The sequence below is a fragment of the Variovorax sp. LG9.2 genome (assembly GCF_035018885.1).
In the GTDB taxonomy this organism is placed as follows: Bacteria; Pseudomonadota; Gammaproteobacteria; order Burkholderiales; family Burkholderiaceae_C; genus Variovorax.
On the sequence record NZ_JASJXB010000027.1, the window covers coordinates 1 to 18,125 of the forward strand.

At 58.6% G+C, this 18,125-nt stretch carries 20 protein-coding genes; 14 read left to right on the plus strand and 6 right to left on the minus strand.

All coding sequences use genetic code 11. The annotated features are described in order from the left end of the window. Nucleotides 1-592: 592 nt before the first annotated feature. A complete protein-coding gene (locus tag QN413_RS21120; protein ID WP_323498542.1) occupies nt 593-1,177 on the plus strand; it encodes a hypothetical protein in 585 nt (194 codons plus the stop codon). Between the two features lie 231 nt (nt 1,178-1,408). On the opposite strand, the gene QN413_RS21125 is transcribed toward QN413_RS21120, so the two are convergent. The 6 genes from QN413_RS21125 to mobC all read right to left on the minus strand — a co-directional run bounded on the left by QN413_RS21125 (nt 1,409) and on the right by mobC (nt 5,980). Continuing rightward, nucleotides 1,409-1,534, minus strand: coding sequence for a hypothetical protein (locus tag QN413_RS21125; protein WP_323498543.1), 126 nt, complete (start codon nt 1,532-1,534; stop codon nt 1,409-1,411). 116 nt (nt 1,535-1,650) lie between these two features. After that, nucleotides 1,651-2,064, minus strand: a complete 414-nt coding sequence (locus QN413_RS21130) for a single-stranded DNA-binding protein (protein WP_323498544.1) — start codon at nt 2,062-2,064, stop codon at nt 1,651-1,653. A 61-nt stretch (nt 2,065-2,125) separates the two neighbouring features. Beyond that, nucleotides 2,126-2,485: a hypothetical protein gene (locus tag QN413_RS21135; protein WP_323498545.1), complete on the minus strand. Its 360-nt coding sequence runs from the start codon at nt 2,483-2,485 to the stop codon at nt 2,126-2,128. 60 nt (nt 2,486-2,545) lie between these two features. After that, a complete protein-coding gene (locus QN413_RS21140; protein ID WP_323498546.1) occupies nt 2,546-2,773 on the minus strand; it encodes a hypothetical protein in 228 nt (75 codons plus the stop codon). 386 nt (nt 2,774-3,159) lie between these two features. Next, entirely contained in the window at nt 3,160-5,643 is a 2,484-nt protein-coding gene (locus tag QN413_RS21145; protein WP_323498548.1) for an LPD7 domain-containing protein, read from the minus strand. Beyond that, entirely contained in the window at nt 5,633-5,980 is a 348-nt protein-coding gene (gene mobC, locus QN413_RS21150) for a plasmid mobilization relaxosome protein MobC (protein WP_323498549.1), read from the minus strand. Before mobC ends, QN413_RS21145 begins: the two co-directional genes overlap by 11 nt. A gap of 478 nt (nt 5,981-6,458) precedes the next feature. Here mobC and QN413_RS21155 point away from each other — a divergent pair, with 478 nt between their 5' ends. From QN413_RS21155 to virB11, 13 genes are all read left to right on the plus strand, one after another. Further along, nucleotides 6,459-6,932: a hypothetical protein gene (locus QN413_RS21155; RefSeq protein WP_323498550.1), complete on the plus strand. Its 474-nt coding sequence runs from the start codon at nt 6,459-6,461 to the stop codon at nt 6,930-6,932. Continuing rightward, nucleotides 6,886-7,671 carry a hypothetical protein gene (locus QN413_RS21160; protein ID WP_323498551.1) on the plus strand — a complete coding sequence of 262 codons (786 nt, stop codon included), beginning with the start codon at nt 6,886-6,888 and terminating at the stop codon, nt 7,669-7,671. The genes QN413_RS21155 and QN413_RS21160 overlap by 47 nt, the downstream gene beginning before the upstream one ends. Beyond that, nucleotides 7,671-8,093, plus strand: coding sequence for a hypothetical protein (locus tag QN413_RS21165; protein ID WP_323498552.1), 423 nt, complete (start codon nt 7,671-7,673; stop codon nt 8,091-8,093). Before QN413_RS21160 ends, QN413_RS21165 begins: the two co-directional genes overlap by 1 nt. Nucleotides 8,094-8,212: 119 nt before the next feature. Further along, complete coding sequence (locus tag QN413_RS21170) at nt 8,213-8,749, plus strand: lytic transglycosylase domain-containing protein (protein WP_323498553.1); 537 nt, start codon at nt 8,213-8,215, stop codon at nt 8,747-8,749. A gap of 17 nt (nt 8,750-8,766) precedes the next feature. Continuing rightward, nucleotides 8,767-9,081, plus strand: a complete 315-nt coding sequence (locus QN413_RS21175) for a TrbC/VirB2 family protein (RefSeq protein ID WP_323498554.1) — start codon at nt 8,767-8,769, stop codon at nt 9,079-9,081. An 8-nt stretch (nt 9,082-9,089) separates the two neighbouring features. Then, a complete protein-coding gene (locus QN413_RS21180; RefSeq protein WP_323498555.1) occupies nt 9,090-9,407 on the plus strand; it encodes a VirB3 family type IV secretion system protein in 318 nt (105 codons plus the stop codon). Nucleotide 9,408: 1 nt separating this feature from the next. Beyond that, nucleotides 9,409-11,808, plus strand: coding sequence for a VirB4 family type IV secretion/conjugal transfer ATPase (locus QN413_RS21185; protein ID WP_323498556.1), 2,400 nt, complete (start codon nt 9,409-9,411; stop codon nt 11,806-11,808). A 38-nt stretch (nt 11,809-11,846) separates the two neighbouring features. After that, nucleotides 11,847-12,557, plus strand: coding sequence for a type IV secretion system protein (locus QN413_RS21190; protein ID WP_323498557.1), 711 nt, complete (start codon nt 11,847-11,849; stop codon nt 12,555-12,557). 184 nt (nt 12,558-12,741) lie between these two features. After that, complete coding sequence (locus QN413_RS21195; RefSeq protein ID WP_323498558.1) at nt 12,742-14,244, plus strand: type IV secretion system protein; 1,503 nt, start codon at nt 12,742-12,744, stop codon at nt 14,242-14,244. Nucleotides 14,245-14,324: 80 nt separating this feature from the next. Further along, on the plus strand, nt 14,325-15,086 hold the full coding sequence (locus QN413_RS21200; protein ID WP_323498559.1) for a type IV secretion system protein: 762 nt from the start codon (nt 14,325-14,327) through the stop codon (nt 15,084-15,086). A 2-nt stretch (nt 15,087-15,088) separates the two neighbouring features. Then, entirely contained in the window at nt 15,089-15,901 is an 813-nt protein-coding gene (locus QN413_RS21205) for a TrbG/VirB9 family P-type conjugative transfer protein (protein WP_323498560.1), read from the plus strand. Beyond that, nucleotides 15,894-17,087, plus strand: a complete 1,194-nt coding sequence (gene virB10 / locus QN413_RS21210; protein WP_323498561.1) for a type IV secretion system protein VirB10 — start codon at nt 15,894-15,896, stop codon at nt 17,085-17,087. Before QN413_RS21205 ends, virB10 begins: the two co-directional genes overlap by 8 nt. Next, nucleotides 17,084-18,115: a P-type DNA transfer ATPase VirB11 gene (gene virB11 / locus QN413_RS21215; RefSeq protein ID WP_323498562.1), complete on the plus strand. Its 1,032-nt coding sequence runs from the start codon at nt 17,084-17,086 to the stop codon at nt 18,113-18,115. Before virB10 ends, virB11 begins: the two co-directional genes overlap by 4 nt. Nucleotides 18,116-18,125 lie beyond the last annotated feature (10 nt).

Sequence of the window (18,125 nt, forward strand, 5' to 3'; positions counted from 1 at the left end):
GCAAGAAACTTCTCGCGGCGCGTTCGCTTCTTCTTCAATGCGTACTCGGCGCTGGCAAAGCTGCGTTGGTTCATGTCGGGCGCCCTCGTAATCTGGTCTTCTCGTGCATGCATGAGGCGTGCCCGGATCGATCAATTGATCAGCGTCTCCCTAAGGATAAATCAGCCTCAGTGTCTTCGAATGTCACTCACGAAGATCACGGTTTGCACTGCGAAACAAAAGTCAAACACTGTGCGAAGAGAAGCTAGTAACTGGCGAAGCCAATCTGAGTCTTAAGAGTATTTAAAAAAGCCGCATTCCACCTATACTTAATTGCCTGGAGAAAACCGGGTCAAAAAAAGGCATAGGGGGAATAGTGAAAAAACCAACATCGGCCGTACGCGAACTATTGAGAAAATATGGTGAGGCATCCACTGTGGCAGTCGTCCTGACGCTCTGTGCCTGCACTGCGGCCCCGCGATTGCAGTATCCGATTGGGACAGCTGCAAGAGCGGCCGTTAACCCAGGCGTCGACTTGGCCAGTGCCCCCGCAATGACGGTACCAAGCACTTCTCCCGCTCCGGCAGCGAGCCCTGCGAAGTCCGACATACTGGTGGCAGTCACCAATCCCGCGCAGATCATTCCCATTACCTATTCAGTCAACGACTCGGAGCGAAGTGTTATGACCGTTCTCAGACGCTGGTCGCAAGCCGCAAAATCAGACTTCACCTGGAATGCGAACATCGACTATTCGGTAACACCGCGCATGCGAGTTATCCAGTTTCAATCCTATGCCGAGGCTGTGATGGCTGTGCAAAGCGAACTGGCTGGCGTCGACATTCCTTTGAACATTACTCTCGGATCAGAAGGACTGTATGTCTCGCTTGCCAACACAGTTGCAAAGAAAGCAAAAGAAGAGTCGAAGACCATTGCAACGAGAATTCCTCTGCCTATGCGTATGGCCGTCACGAAGGCTGAGGCTGAGCCTGGCACGGTAACCGCGCTTGCAGGCGCCTCGGTCTTGCCCGGCATCTCCTCCGCATGTAACGACCGCAGAGGCAAGGCGTCACCATGTACCGTTGAGTCCGGACGATCTGCCAGAGGTGAGGAGTCTCTTGCTCGTTGGCAAGCACGGCAGGCGGCGCCTGCGCCCCATGTGCGAGACGGGCGCCGGCACGAGGCGGCGTCCGAAAGCTGACGAAAACGGCACGTTGAGCGCGCAGCGCCCGTCATTCGCATCTGATGGTGTGCACGATATGCCTCGCATCAATCGAAGTGCACAAGCCGAACCTTTCTATTTGACTTTAAGGGCTCCGCGAGCGGCGACAGCCTTTTGATACCCCTTTTTGGGGGCTGTCGCGTGCGCCAGGAGGTCACACGACGCACAAAACTCGTCAGGGCGCGGCCGTGCCGACTGCAATTGGAAAGGCTACCAGGCGAAGTCGGCCAGGATCATTTCGTTTTCAAGCTTGACCTGCTCGAGCGAATCAATGACGAGCTCCAGCATATTGGCCAGCTCGGCACCGTCGGGCTGGACGGCGCCATCAGACGCCATGTTTTGGCGCAAAAGGTACTGGACGCCCTTCAGCGTCCCGAACGAAATGGTCAGACTCTTTCCAAGGGCGTGATGCCGTTCGGCGAGCCAGACCAGATCCGTACCTTCCGCGCCACTCAGAAAGGGACGGTGTCGTCCGAGAAGGACTCGGTCTGCTTTGCCGGCGCGGCTGTCGAGAGCCCGGCTTCTTCCTGCGCACGTTCATTCTTCCAGCCGCTGATGATCTGCATGGCGTCTCCGACGATCTCCGTCGAGAAGCGCTCAACGCCGGCTTCGTCGGTCCATTTGTTGTTGCTCAGCCGGCCGGCCACGAGAATGCAGGACCCGGTGCGCAGATTGCGCGCCGCATGTTCTGCCAACACCCCCCACAAGACGACACGATGCCAGTCCGTGCGCTCGTGCTTGGCCGTCTTGTAGGTTGTTGCAATGCCGAGGTTGAGTACTGAGAGACCTCCGTCGGTCTTTCGCAGTACGGGTTCGGCACCCACATTGCCGATCATGCGCACTTCGTTGAGATAAATTGCTGACATTTTTTATATTCCCTGAGTTGACTTAAAGAACGGGTCCATCGGTAGCGGATGCCATGCAGATTCATCCGAGAGCCGATGGTCTCTTTGCTTTTGGGTCGATGACGCACCATTGGCTACGGCCTTGTGCATGCGCTCGATGGCCATCTCGAAGCGTTTCAAGGCTTTTCCGACGGCTCGCCTGCTGACGCCATACCGCGCCGCGATCACAGGCGGCGGCAAGCCTTCCACAAAGTGATGACGTATCTGCGTCTTCGTGGGATACACCCTGGGCAAACGCACGGAGGTTGAACAACCCCACCGGATCCTTGCCGAACTCGCCCAGACGTGTGCCCTTCACGACGAGCGCAATGGCGTCCGTCGGATGAATGGCAGGCATGTGGGAAAGGTCGCGAAAAGTCGGCAGGCGGACATTGTCTGCCATGCGTTTTCTGACCTACTCTGTAGCCTTCACCCTTCGGCACGCGCCAAAGGGGCGCTCCCGTCACTTCAAGACCGTATCGTCATGGCGCGCGATCATCGCTGCCATGTCGTCATCGAACTCGTCGACCAAGAAGCCTTCGCGACCGTCCATCAGAGCCTGGGTGTGAACGTACGCAAAAGCGTCCAGATCTGCCTGCAGGACGTCTGGACTGTCAATGGCCTGCAAATGGAGTCTCTGGAAGTCTGCGAGTGAATAGTAAGAGGCATTGGGAGTGATTCGATTGGACATGAAAGTTAATTAATATGAATTGAGCATTTATGTTGAATTAGCTGATTGGCATTATCGTTGAGTCTTCGTCATCACTTGCGGTGTAATTGCAGCCTCATTCCATGCAGTACAGGACCAGAAGAAACCCGTCCTCTCCTTGTGCTCTCTTCGAGTCAGTGCGCCGCGATTGCAGGAAGGACACTTGATCGTGCTGGACTCTCTCTTTCGAATGGTGTCCACGTCGTCAAAGACCGGGATGCCATTCGAATCGTTTGCGGCAAACGTGCAGTCTTCTTCCAGTCCGAGCACGACCAAAATGACCCTGAGCCGTCCTTGCGCTGGCGCTGCGCAAGGTCCTGTTTTTTCTTGCACCGGCAGTCGCCGGCACCTACCGAACATCTGTTTCGTCAGCGGCCTCGCATGTCCGGGGTCGTTCCATTGAGGAGGACAGGCTTTGCCTGCGGCGTCGCCGAATTCCTGAACGTGACAGACACCTTCTGCGATCTCGCTGCGTCTGCCATGCCTTTTAGGAACACGGCGTCCCCGGTCAGCGTCAAGTTCGGTCCGTAGCGGGCAACGGCCACCTTCAAAGCGATGGCATAGGCCGCAGGGTCCACGCGGAGCACGGAGACGCCTTTGGTGGAATCGGTCACCAGTGCGGCCACCCGTCCCAAGGCAGACGCCGCATTCCTGAAATAGGACACGGTGCCCGTGTGGTCCACCGCATAGTGCGGCTGCGCGAAGACCGGCCGGCTGATAGCGCCTGTGATCGTCTGCGCCATGTCGGGTGCGGGAGCTGCGGAGCGACGCAGCTCCTTCAACGCGTTGGTATTGCCGCGGCCCGCCAATTCGGTCAGGTAGTGGCGATAAAGCGCCTTGCGCGAGGGCCGTCGCTGGATGCCCTGGCTGGCACTCTCAAAGCGCCGCTCCGCCGCGGCTATCTTCACAATCTGCTGCGCCCGCGCCTGTGCCATGAGCGATGACTTGCGAAGCCGCAGGTCGACCGGAACACCAGAAGTGGGCCGCCCCCTGGGCGCTGGCGGCATCGCCTGGACCGCCGATCGAGTCGCTTTGAATGCATCTCTGATGGATTTCAGCTCCGCGCGGTAGATCGCTGCCTCTGCTGCACGCGTCGGACCCGTGTCGGGCGGTCTCGTTTTTTCCCATGCCCGGAATCCTTCCCACAAGGACGGTTCGGGCACCGGCAGTCCTTCGGCCAGTGTCTGGTAGTAGCACTGAGTCAGGACCTTTTGAGCCTGAGCCCAAGGCACGTCGAGGTGCTTCGTGAAGAAGTCGCCCAGGTTGTATTGCTTGTCCGCGTGCAGGATGCGCGGTGTGCCGTCGTGGCCACTTGTGACGGAATATCGGGCGATGTCGATCTTGTAGAGCAACACAGCCTTTTCAAGCACCAGCAACGGATTTGTGTCCCCCTTGAGCTGGGCAGGCGTCGGACCGCCGGGCCGGTGCTGTGCCTCGAGTGTGGTGGAAACGGTGCGCCTGGACCCGTGTTGCCCCATTGATCCGTTCAACCCGCCTAGCGCTGCGCCCTCATCGCTTCGATCGCCTCCCTCTCGGCCAACGCGGCTTCTCTGCCGTCGCAACGCACTACCCCAGGCAGTCGTTTCGCCCATGTGATCAGGCGCATCGTCGTACAGAAGCACTTCACTACGTCGGAGGTCGTGAACCACACCGACGCTGGACAGGTGCTGCACGCCGTCGATTGCGCGGGTCTGAAGTAGTCGCTCAGACTTGAGAAAGTTGGACTCGTATAGCTCGGCGACGGCTCGGTGGGAGGCACGCTTGCGCTCGCTGTGTTCTGGATCATGGATTGGTTCCCTGTAGGTGATGGGCTCAAAGGCTTCGTCGCTGCGGATGGCTTCGAGGCGTGTCTGGGTTCGACTGATCCTGTCCTGCAACCACGCGACCTTTTCATGCCCGGCCAATGCCTGGTAATGCGCATGAAAGCCGCCCACGGCGTACCGGGATTCCTGGGCGCCTCTATCGACCCACTCCCGCGCGACCGTTGCGAACTGAACGGCCCGTGACTCCCCGCTTGACGCCTGGACGGCTTGCAGCCCGAAGCCCTGGCGCGTGAACTCCTTGACGTTCATGCCCTTGGGAGCGCCTTCGGGTGTGATGTTGATGTAGTCACCCTCGCGGCCCTGCCGGACCCGGACGGCTCCGTAGCGTTCCGATTCCTGGATCAATTTGTCAAAGGTTGGAATCCGGCCGGACTCCACACCCTCGCGCAGGCGCTGCCTGATCTGTGTCGCCGAGAGCTTGTCAAAGGCGATGCTATGGCGTGCCAGGGGCGACTCGGCCGCAGCACGCAAGGAATCCTGCGGGCTCTTCAGACCGAAGCGGGCGTTGATCGTTTCCTGGATTGCCTGGAGGTAGCGCTCGTTTCTGCCGCCTGTATTCGCCGGGTTGAGGTAGGTCCGGTCGGTCAGATTGATTTTGGGATAGACGATGTGGATGTGCGGCAGACGTTCGATCGCCTCGCCAGTGACGGCATGGACATCGTGTGTGACTTTCGGAATGTGCGCTTCCGCGTACCAGTAGTACTCGTCCGGACCATAGGCTGCCATGAGCAGCCCCCGATAGGCATCGGCGACCGCTTTCATCAAAGCGAAGTTCACCTCTCCGGATCCGCACACGGATGCCGCGGTGAACTGTTCGGCAAAGCCGAGCGTGATGTGGACGTAGCGATCCGCTTTGCTGTCCGCGGAGTGACCGGCATGCGAAGCAATGACGCTCTCGAGCTTGGCAATGTCACCCTCGAGCACCATCCGGTCGTCGATCTCGTCGCGACCGTTCTCGCGACCCTTTTTGCGGCCGGATTCCAGATACTTGCCGATCCCGCTTTTGCCGCCGCCGACCCTAGCCAGCATAGGCAATAGCCTCGTCAAGCAGGGCATCGATCAGCGCAAGCTGCGCCATGGCATCAGCGAAATCGGCCGCTGTGATTGTCTCCATGAGCAAAAGGACATTGAAACTGCGGGCGAGCTGGTTGATGTTGTTGCCGGCGCGGCAGACTTGATAAAGCAGGCCATTCAGGCCGGGCCGCTCCTGTGGCGCGATGACCGTTTTGTTGGCAATGATGGCCTGCTCCAGCCATATTGCCTTCGTCATTCCAGCCTCCCCGGCGCAATCAACCAATTTCCCATGGGAAATTCTGTCGATGCGCACATGCAGTTGCACTGTTTCGCGTGATTTCTTCGGATTCAATTATTTCATCTGCGCGTATTTTGACAATTGAGAAGCCTATTTGCTGGCTGCCGAAGGCTTTGATTGTGAATTGTTATTTAACAAAGGCGTAGCCGTCGCAGGGTTTCAAAGGGATACCCTTTGGCACGTTAATGATGGCGAGGCGTAGCCGATGGTACCATTAACTTACGTGCCTGCATTCCTCCAGAAACCGCTAATTCGACCCATGATTGCATTGCAGTCGTGTTGATGTATCCGGAATGTAGCGTCATGTCGCCTAGCTGTCGTCACCTGCCATTGCTGTGTATTATTTGAGTCTGGCATGTCACTTTAGTGGCGCCTTTCTACCGCATGGCAGTCACAGTGTTTCACATTATTATTGTTACATCCCTCGCCGGTTAATTCCGATGTTGCGCGATATAGTCAGCTGGCCAGACGGTAGCGAATTAGATATCGCAAGCCAGCTTCAAAAAACAATCCAATTCAACAGCCGTACTCCATGCCGGTCCATTTTCACGACTTTGCCGTCAGAAGTTCGAGCGTTTACCAGCAATGGAAAGACGAGAACGTGCCGCTAGACTCACCTAGAAAAGTACTGACGGCCGCTAGAACGGTGCTCGCGGATATGAAGATTTCCAATGTGACTGCAGTCAAATGCCAAGGTTATTTTGCTGCCCACGGTTATGCGCTGAAAATTGAAACCATCCGACGCTGGTACCGAAAGAATTGCAGGACGGTGGAGGAAGCGCACGCCATTATCCGCGGTGCTGAGCAATTCGTTCCGAGCCTAGAAGTTCGACGTTTGCCAAACAGCCCTGTTATTGCAGGCAAAGAGCCTGCAGAGATCGGGCTTCAACAATCAAAACGTCGAGACCTGATGGATCGAGCTCTGGCCGATATGCAGGAAAAGGATCCGGACGTTATCAATGCGCGGCTTACCGCCCACATGGCAGCGGCTTCTGCTCTTAAATAAAAGCGATCTGGATCAAAGAGATCCGGGCACAGGGAGTTCAATGAAAATCGCAGTTCTCAGCTATTCCGGCAACGTCGGTAAATCCTTGTTGTCGCAGCATCTGCTGCGGCCACGCATCGCCGATGCAAAAATGTTCTATATCGAATCCATCAATGCAGGTGGAGGCGACACCCAAGTCTCAGGTGGCGATTTCTCCTCTGTGATGCGCGAGGTGAACATCTGCGACAACGCAATTGTCGACATCGGCAGCAGCAACATCGAGAAGGTGCTCGCGCGTGTCCAGGCCATGAAGGGCGTTCTGGAAGACTTCGACTATTTCCTGATTCCGGTGATCGCCAAGAGCAAACAGGAGAACGACACCGTCCGGCTGATCGCCCACCTGGACGAGCTCGGCGTGGGCCCTGAAAAGATCAAGGTGGTCTGCAATCAGGTGGAGCCCGGAGCGGATGCTTCCAAGCTTTTCACGACGCTGTCCCCGCTCCTTAAAAGCCTCGGCATCAATTGGGCGCAGGTGCACGAGAGCGAAACCTATGCACTGCTCGGTTCATCGACGATACGCAACTCGACCGCTGTGGGTTTCGACTTCAAGGCCGCGATCCAGAAGACCGGTGATCCGGCAGCCAAACGGGATCTGTCGTCGCGGCAGATCATTGCGCGTCTGGCACGCGGCACTGACGCCGAACTGGACGGCGTCTTCGGCAGGCTGTTCCCGGCGGAAGCTGTCGTAGCGAAGAAGTGATGGCCGATGCAGAGACGGTCATCGGCAGCCCGTCACCCCAGCATGCGAAGTACATCGACGCGTTCCACAGTCAGCTGCTGATCGACGTCCAGGCGATCGGCGATGCAGTGGACCGGCATGTCAGTGCCTTGCCGCTGGCCTACGCCGAGTTCGACGAACGGGCGAGGAGCATCGCAAGCGCTGCGTCCAAGGCCACGACGGACTTCGAAGCCATGGGGGTTGCACTCCTGAACGTCATCAGGACGCGTACGGACCGCATGCGTGCTGACAGCGCGGCCACGAGCGCAGCAGTTGCCAAGAGCACGCAGTCGTCGCTGCAGGTCTTCACGAGGTACTTCTGGCTGCTGATCGGTATGTCTGCATTTAACTTCGTGGCCCTGGCCGCGTGCCTGCTCGTCCTTTTCATGAAGCGCGTCGTCTGAGCCGGTACGTTTTGCACGCAAACAGTTGCTGATGCGAAACGACCACTTAACTGCTCTGGCGACTGTCACCGCCAGTTTTCTCAGGCCCGGGCCACCGGGCTGGTGTTTCAGGGATTTGAATGGCCATCGATTGCGCACAGGCGCTCGCATCACCCTTGATGCAGCAAATTATCCGGGTTGAATCCGGCGGAAATCCATTCGCCATCGGCGTTGTGGGCGATGCATTGCAGCGCCAGCCGAAGAACGAGACCGAGGCCGTGGCCACGAGCCGGATGCTGGAAGCGCGTGGCTTCAACTACTCCATCGGGATCGGCCAAGTCAACAAGGTCCACTTCCCGCGTCTGGGATGGGTCGCCGATTTGCCAAAAGGATTCAACGACTGCCAGAACGTCTTGGCCGCGACAGACATTCTGCTGGTGTGCCAAACCCGCGCAACCAACGCCGGATACAGCACACACCCCCATTTCACAACGGTAGACGGCGTGAAGGCGTCGGCCGCCGATGTAGCCGCCCTGTCCTGCTACTACAGCGGTGACCTGCGAGCAGGAACACGACTCGGCTATCCGGCAAAGGTCCTTCGCGGCATCTCGATGCCGGACGCTCCAGGCGGGCGCGGCAAGACCGCGGCCAATGAATTTTTAATGATGGCTGATTGAGCCAAGGGAAGCAAAAAATGAAAACTGCAATTCAACTGAACACACTCGCCGGCGCTACAGGTGCTGGTGCCGCACGCAGGCTGGTGCTCTTTTCCGCCGTGACCGCTGTCGTCACGCACCCTGCCTTTGCTCAATTCCAGAAGGCAACCGCTGCGCTGACACAGGTTCAGACCTGGCTGTTGAGCATCGGGGCAGTCGTCGTGACACTCGCCATCATGATGGTCGGCTTTCGCATGATGTTCGGTGCTGCTCAATGGAAAGACGTGTCGCCCGTCTTCTGGGGTGGCATCTTCGTCGGCGGCGCTACCGCCATCAGCGCCCTTTTCTTCTAGGCAACCCAGTGGCCGACCGAATCTTCAAGGGGGCCACCCGCCCCGCGATGATGATGGGAATTCCGATCATTCCCTTCATTCTCACGGCAGGCGTGTTCCTGCTGATTTCGATGTGGTCAATGGTGCTGCTCGGATTCGTCTGGCTCGGCGTCGGCCTGGTGTGCGGCGCGACAGCTCTTGGTTTTTTGCGCTATGTCTCTTCGCAGGATGACCAAAGGCTGAATCAATACATCCTGTATGCCATGTCCCGGGTTCACGGCTGGCGCAACGGACCGATCTGGAAAGCTCATTCGATGAGCCCGGTCAACTACAAAAAGCGGAGATAGCTTGATATCTATCCTCGCTGAACGGCGGATATCAGCCGCCGAAGACCAGATCTCGCGCATGGTTCCGTTTTCGGTATCGCTGACCGACACGGTCGCGTCGACCAAAGCAGGCGACCTGATCTCCAGCTGGTTGATCGATGGCCTATCTTTCGAAGGCATGGGCATGGCCCAGGCTGAGCAGCAGATGGCGCAGCTGAACCTGCTAGTCCGTTCGCTTTCGAATGGCAAGTTCGCGTTCTGGGTACATCGCATCCGCCGCAGCATCGGAGACAAGCTCCACATTCCGGAGACCGGGTTCGCCCATGATTTTCTGAAGAAATACAACGCCGGGCTCACTGCCGGCGGGCTGATGGGAACCCAGATCTACCTCAGCATCCTCTATCGCCCACACGTCCAGTCGACGCGTTCGAGCCTCTTTCCTGGCCCCGCCTTGTCGCAGGGTGATTGGGAAGGCGAACTCGAGGCAGCGATGGACGTGATGACCAACCTGCAAATCCAGGTCAGAAGCACCCTCGCGGAATACCGCCCTCACCTGCTCGGCACCGTGACCAAAGCCGGTGTCGTCTATAGCGACCAACTCACGCTCTATGCCTTCCTGATCAATGGCGTATGGACCGACATCCCGCGCAAGAACGTGCCACTGGACCGCTACCTTCCGACCTCGCGTCTGTTCTTCGGCAACGAGTTCGTTGAAAGCCGCGACATCTATGGCTCGATCTATAGCACCTTCATCGACATCAAGGACTACGCCGACATGACGTATCCGGGCATCCTGAATCCGATTCTCGGACTGCCCTGCGAATACGTCGAAACGCATTCCTTCTCGCCGATGACGGGCCTGGACGCGCAGAGCGCGTTGAAGACGCAGCGCAACCAGCTCCTGAGTTCGGACGACAACGCACGTTCGCAGATTGTCGAGATTGACTTTGCGATCGACAACGTGATCAGCGGTAAGTTTTCACTGGGCGAGTACCACTACTCGATGCAGGTCAAGGGGGCGTCGATCGAAGCAGTGAAGGTGGCCCGCTCGCACGCGGTCGACGCGCTGCAGCAGAAGGGCTTTCTGGCGGTGCCGCTGGACCTGATCACGCAGCATGCATTCGCGGCGCAGCTCCCCGGCAACTGGCGTTCGCGCCCGCGGGTGGCCAACCTCAGCTCGCTCAACTTCTGCGGCCTTTGCTCGCTTCACAACTTCACCGTCGGCAAGCGCAATGGCAATCCTTGGGGAGAGGCCGTGGCCATCTTCAAGTCGCCCGCGGGTCAACCTGTGTATTTCAACTTTCATGACTCGAAGATCGATCACGATTCGTTCGACGACAAAGAGCTGGGCAACACGCAGATCATCGGCGAGTCCGGCACGGGCAAAACGGCGCTGTCGCTGTTCCTGCTCTTCAACCTGGAGAAGTTCAAGACGCAGATCATCTTCTTCGACAAGGACCGCGGCGCAGAGATCGCCATCCGCGCGATCGGCGGCAAATACCTCGCCCTGGAGAATGCAAAGCCCACCGGTTTCGCCCCTTTCAAGATGGACCCCACCCCGCAGACGATCGCGTTCTGGGGTGACCTCGTCACCTTCTGCTCGATGGACCCGGCGCGGCCGCATACGGCGACGGAAGAAAAGCACATCCGCGATGCCGTGCTGATGGTGGCGCGGCAGCCGCGCGCGCATCGCAACTTCCAGGCGGTGCTCCAAAGCCTGATGGACGTGACCGACAACAGCGTGGCGCAACGGCTGCGCAAGTGGGCTGCTGACCCCAGCGACCCCGGCGCGCTGGCCTGGGCTCTCGACTGCGCCGACGACGAGCTGCAGTTCGAAAATGCACGGCCCTATGGCTTTGACTACACCGATGTGCTCGAGGATCAAAGAACCTGTCCGGCCATCATGATGTATCTGATGTATCGGGTCGAGAGCCTGATCGATGGCCGGCGCTTTGCGTTCTTCATGGACGAGTACTGGAAGGCACTTTCAGTCCCCTACTTCGAAGAGTTCGCCAAGAACAAACAGAAGACGATCCGCAAGCAAAACGGTTTCGGCGTCTATATGACCCAAAGCACATCGGACTGCCTGCGAAGTCCGATCGCGCGCACCCTCATCGAGCAGACGGCCACGTTTATTTTTCTGCCGAACTCCAAGGCAGACAGGGACGAATATGTCAACGGCTTCAAGCTCAGCGACGACGAGTTCGCAGTCGTGAAGAGCCTTGTCAAAGGCTCCTACATGTTCGCCATCAAGCAGGGGACGAAGTTCACGCTCGCACGTCTTGACCTCGCCAGATTCCACTCTGAACTCAAAGTGCTTTCCGGAGACACCGCCAACGTCGCGCGTCTGGATCGGCTGCGCGCACGCCTGGGGAATGCACCGGAAAACTGGCTGGCTGCGTTCATCAACAACGAGTCCTGAAATTCAACGCCAGCCCGGAACCAAAAGTGAAGATCCTCATGAAAAAAACACCCTTCAAATACATCGTCGCGAACGTCGTGAGCGTCATCGCGTTCACAGCCCAAGCGCAGATTCCGGTGACCGACATCCTGCTGAATGCCACGCAGCTGACTTCATCCATCGAGACGGCGACGTCATGGGCATCCCAGTACGCTCAGATGGCAGACCAGTACAAAAGGCAGCTGGATCAGTTGAAGGCCCTGACCAGCAAGACCGGCATGGGCCAGATCGGCAGCAACATGACGCGCCAGTCTTTGCCTTCGGATTTCCAGACGCAATTCGACAGGATTCGAAGCAACGGCGTAGCCGGTGGTTCGCCGGCCGCACAGGCTATCTACAACAACGCCGGGGGCTACAACTGTGCCTCGCAATTTCCGAGCGACCAATCGAGGCGCGTGATGTGTGAGTCTCGCTCTATGACAGCGCCACAGAGCCTTGCGCTCATGAACACGTCAATCGCCAATACGCAAACACGGCAAGGGCAGATCCAGCAACTGCTCGGCCAGGTCGACTCGGCGCCCGACGCCAAGGCTGCTGCAGATTTGGCAAACAGGATCTCTGTCGAGCTTGCCTACATGAACAACGAAAAGATGCTGATGGATATGGCCGTCGTTTCGCAAAAGGAACAGGCCCAGATTACGGCGCAGACGTTGGCGGATCGAAACCGACAAGGTTTGTTGCGCGTAGGCAATGACCCCTTTTCCAACTGACTCATGTTAAGAGGTTCTATGAAATTCTTTCTGATCTTTGTAGTAAGTATTTTGTTATCCGCTTGCCACAAGCCAGATGAAAAGAACGTCGGGAAACCAAACATGACCCGAAACGGGAATGACCCGTTCAACCTTTCTACTCCCGAGACGCTCCCAAAGAAGTGAATGTTGGAGCAACCAGCTGATGTTCACAGTCTTCTCTTCAATCAAAACGCAGCTGCTCGCGCCAACTGACGCATGGTCCGGAGTGGCAGGCAATCTCTCTGCGCTCGTCTTATCTCCAGTTTTGGTTGGGGTGAGCATTGTGATTTTTTGGCATGGCTTCAATATCCTTCGTGGAGCGCATGGGGCGCACCACATGCTCGATATTTTTGCGAAGCTGATAAGGTCGTTTCTTGTGGTTGCACTTGCGATCAGCGCCGGCGCTTACACAAGCAATGTCATAGGAGTTTTCAACGATCTCCGAACGGGCTTGACCGGACTTTTCATCCCTGGTGGTGCCGCGAACTCGTACGCTGCGCTAGACGCCGCGATGGAAGCCGTACTGTCGACTTGGGACGGGATGTGGTTGGTCGCGAGTCATAACGTTAGCGTCGGAATAGTCGGGCCAACTGACATATCCGGCATCCTCATGCTCATTGGATGGATCGTGCTCGCCGTGGCGCTCGCGATCTTCTGCGCGCTGTGCGCGTTCAATTTGATCTTCATCGATTTCTCCCTTGCTTTGATGTTTGCGTTAGGACCGATGTTTATTGCTTGTATGGCGTTCCCATCGACGTCGCGTTTTGCAGATGGTTGGATCTCCGGCGTACTGAAATACGTGTTGACTGCGGTATGCGTGGCGGCGGTTGTAGGTTTAGGAGTTGGCATCCTCAAAACGTACACAGACAAGATGGTGTTGGATCCCAGTACGATCAACTTTATATTGGTCGCCATCAACGGCGTCATAGCGTCAGTGGTACTTGGTCTGTTCGTATCAAAGATGCCACAAGTAGCTGCCGACATGGTTGGTGGTGCCGCGCTCAATCTGCTCACGCCGCGTGATGGTGTAGCCGCAGCAATGAGGATGATGAACATCCCGAAGGCAGGTCAAGGCTCTACCAACGGCGGGATAGAGAAAGCTCTTGAACGCCAGTTCGGGCCGCCGCAAAGTAGCGGTGGAGGCGGGAGCAACGCCATCGCTTCCGGAACCGGGACCATCACCAGCGGACGGGACTCTCTCGGCGTACAAGCCGCGACGGGCCCGTCAAGCATGCCGCCCTATGCAGTTGCAGCAGCAGCGACTGCGATGGCGGCCGCGTCGACGACAACCCCAACTGTGTCGCAGGAGAACTACAGCTGTGAATCGCAAAGCGCTTCTTCCTCTTCCCCGGTCTCTGGTCCACCAGCCGTAGTGATAACGGCACCGATGACATCACCTTCAACAAGCGGGTCCGCATCCAATCAAGTCTCAGAAGATGGTCCTATATTAGTCCCGACGAGCGCTTCTCACACCGCTGCGCAAGCTGCCAGCGCGGTCACCACAACGCCTGCTCCCGCGCAGCCGGTGACCGCGGCGACCACGTCAACCGAGTCGTCGTTCTCGCAAACCTCGTCAATACCGCCTCCTCCGGATTTCACCGCTGCAGCCACCGCAGTTTCACTTGGCAGGCCGGTCGGCAGCACGCACACCCCAGGCAAGGCCTGAGCCGTCTTCCCACCAATTCACAGCTGACGTCGCACGCGTCAGCCAGCTGAAGCGACCCGTTCGCTGAACCCATTCCAAACATGTTCGATAAATCAAAACCGATTCAAAACCTTTCGTGGGAAGCAGACATCCTTCGCAATGAAAGGAACTCCCGGATCGTTGCCTGGCGCGTCGCCGGTACCGCGGTTTTCGCGGTCGTGGTGCTTGCGATCGCGATCACGCTGATGATGCCGCTCAAGCGCGTCGTGCCTTACGTCGTGATGGTCGACAAGTTGACGAACGAAGCCCAGGTTGTCAACACCAGCCAGGAGTTCGTCAAGACTTCCGAACTCTCCGACAAGCATTGGCTGGCCACTTTTCTCATCGCACGTGAACGGTATGTTTTCAAGATCGTCCAGATCGACTACGACAACGTGAAGCTGCTGGCCTCGGACCGGGTCTGGGCGTCCTACCGCCCGCAGTTCGAGGGCTCGAACTCCATCGACAGCCGCTTCAAAGACGAGGTCGAGATTGTCCCGCGCATCCTGAGCATCACCCCGACCGGGATCGGTCTTGCAACCATTCGCTATGAGCTGACGACCAGGGACTATCGCGCCACTGCGCCCCCGATGGTCCAGCGGCGCATCGCAACGCTCAAGTACGAATACCAGCAGAGGGCCATGACCGTCGAAGCCGACGCCATCGCCAATCCATTTGGCTTCACCGTCACCGAATACCGAACCGACTCCGAGATGTTCAACCCGACCGGCGCAGCCGTGGCGCCAAACGCCGCTGTCGTTCCCAGCGCACCGACGGTGCCGGCGATTCCGCTCGTACCTAAAGCGCATGGCGAAGGAGCATGAGCATGATCAAAGCCATCCTTGTGATCTGCCTTGCCGCCGGCAGCGCTCAGGCCAGCGCAGACACCTATTCGGCCGTCTCCGGCGAATCGAGCCGCGTTCGGCGGGTCGAATACAAAGACAACATGGTCGTCAGCGCCACGGGCTACGCCGATCATCCGATCCTCATCGACATGGACCCGAAGGAACCGATCGAGGACAAGGCCGGCGGAAAGATGTCGAACTGGGAGGTCTATAAAAACGGTTCGCGCATGTACGTGCGCCCACTTGATGACGCGCGTCCCATGACGCTGATCTTGGCCACCAAGACAAGGTCCTACGTCTTCGACATGAAGCCCGGCAAAGGTACGCCGCCGCCGGGCTTCGTCTCCAAGATCATCTTCAGCTACCCAGAGGTGACGACATCGACTGAAGCTATGGAGAAACAAAGCAAGGAAATCAGGGATGCCAGATCGCCGCTCGGCGATGCATTGAAGGCCGCCAGGAACATGCGCTACTCCGTAGAAACAACGACCGTCGGCAGCGACATCCAGCCGCGGGAAGTTTTCGACGATGGCCGATTCACATACTTCAAGTTTCCGGCGAACCTGCCCGTTCCCGCGATCTACCAGTCAACCCCGCGCAGCAAGGACGAGTGGCTGGTCAACTCCCACAAGGACGGTGAGTACGTCGTGATGCATGCCGTGGGCGCCTCGTGGAACCTCCGTTCGGGACCCTCACTGCTCGGCATCTTTAACGATGCCTACGACGCCGCAGGCGCTGCGCCAGTCGACGGGACCACCATCAGCGGCATCAGGCGCGAGGTGCGGCATGACTGACCCGGTCCAGGCCTTCGAGTCCGACGCGCCCAGCGACGTCGACCAACCCACCGAGTTCAAGGGCGGCAAGCCGAAGAAACGCTCCTACCGCGGGATCGTCGTAGCCATCTCCATGGCCGCAGTGCTGATCGGACTCATGTTTTTTCTGAGCCACGTGATCGGCGGCTATCGGGAGCAATGGGCTGCCGACCGGGCCGACAAGGCCAAGAAGGCAGCGGAGGCGGCCAATACAGGCGCGCGGGGCGGTCACCTCTTTGGAGACGCCGTGTCGGCCCCTACAGCCGCTCAGGCGGCGCCGAAGCCCGCCGGCTCGCCACCAGCAGGCGGCAGCGGTGCAATCCCGCTGCGCACCGATGGCGCAGCGCCCCCACCCCCGCAGGGTCAAGCCGCCGCGGCACCGCCGCCGAAGCCACCGCAAGTGTCGATGTTCGATGACGACTCATCCTCAGGCACCAAAACGCCGGCAGGCGGCACCGCTGCGCAAGCCGCCACTGCCAGCCCACTGAAAGTCGTCCAGACGCAAGCGGCGAGCGAAGCCAAGGGCCAGCCAGCGACGGCCACGCCCCAGGCGACAGCCGCCAACTTCGGCGATCGTTCCTACCTGCTGGCACGTGGATCGTGGATACCCTGCATCCTGGAAACCCAGCTGAACTCGACAGTCGCCGGCGCAACCAGCTGCGTGATTCCGGAGAATGTCTATTCGGATGACGGCAAGGTCGTCCTGCTCGGCAAGGGCTCGCACGCGCAGGGCACGTTTGGCAGCACCCTCAAGGTGGGCGACGAGCGCATCGCAGTCATGTGGGACCGCATCAAGACAACGCTCGGCATCGTAGTGGACGTGAGTTCGCCGGTGGCCGATGGTGTGGGTACCACCGGCGCCGGCGGCTATGTCGACAACCACTGGGTCCAGCGCATCGGCGCCGCCGTGCTGCTTTCTTTCGTGCAGGACGCGATCGGCTACGAGGTGGCCAAGACCCAGAACAACGCCAACACGAATTCGACTACCACCAACGTGTACATGCCGCAAAACAGCGTCTCGAGCACCAACCGCCTTGCAGAAAAGATCCTCGATTCGACGATCAACATTCCACCCACGCTCTACAAGAATCGCGGCGACCGGATCATGATTTACGTGAACCGCGACATGTGGTTCGACTCGACGTACAAGCTTGTGGTGTCGCAATGACCGACATGACGGCTCAGGCCTTCGACAGGTCGACTACAGTGCGCAGCTTCTTGAGCCCGCTCGCCGAGCTGATGGACGACGACAGGATCACGGAAATCGCAGTGAACGAACCCGGCAGAGTCTGGTTCGAGCGCAGCTCCGTCTGGGACTCGACCCCCTGCCCTGCTTTCACGGCCGTGCACATGCGCCAGCTGGGCATCGCTGTGGCGGTCTTCAGCAACCAGGAGCTGTCCCGAAGAAATCCGCTGATCAGCGCCGATATGCCCGATGGCTCGCGCATCCAGTTCATCGGCGAGCCCGCAGTGCCGGTGGGCAAGCCCTCGATGACGATGCGCAAAGTGTCCAAGCAAAACCGCGTACTTGCCGACTATGCGGCCGAAGGCCTCTTCGATCGCGTGCGACCCGTCACATCGGGCCTTCGCCAGCACGAGATCGACATCAAGCAAATGCTTGCTGCAAAAAACTACGAGGGCGCGCTGCGCGCTGCCGTCGCATCCAAACTGAACATCGTGTTCGCAGGCAAGACCGGCTCCGGCAAGACCACCTTCATGAAGGCGATGGGCCGCGAGATCCCGTTGCACGAACGGGTCATCACCATCGAAGACGTGCGAGAGCTGCACTTGCCGCACCAGAACGTAGTGAACCTGGTCTACAGCAAAGGCGGCCTGAGTGCTGCCGATGTGTCGGCAAAGGATTTGCTCGAGTGCTGCCTGCGTTCCAAGCCCGACCGCATCCTTCTGGCCGAAGTGCGCGGTGACGAGTGCCTCTACTACGTGCGCGTGGCGGCGTCAGGTCACCCGGGGAGCATGACCAGCATGCACGCCGGCAGTCCGGCCGAAGCAATGGAGCAGATGGCCATCATGATCCAGGACTCCAAAGGCGGCGCCAACCTGACCTTCGACGTGATCAAGCGCCTGCTGACGCTCACGATAGACATGATCATCCAGTTCCAGTGCGACGACGGTGCCCGGTACATCAGCGAGATCTACTACGACCCCGACAAGAAACTCGCGGTCAGCCTTCACTGAGACGGCCTTC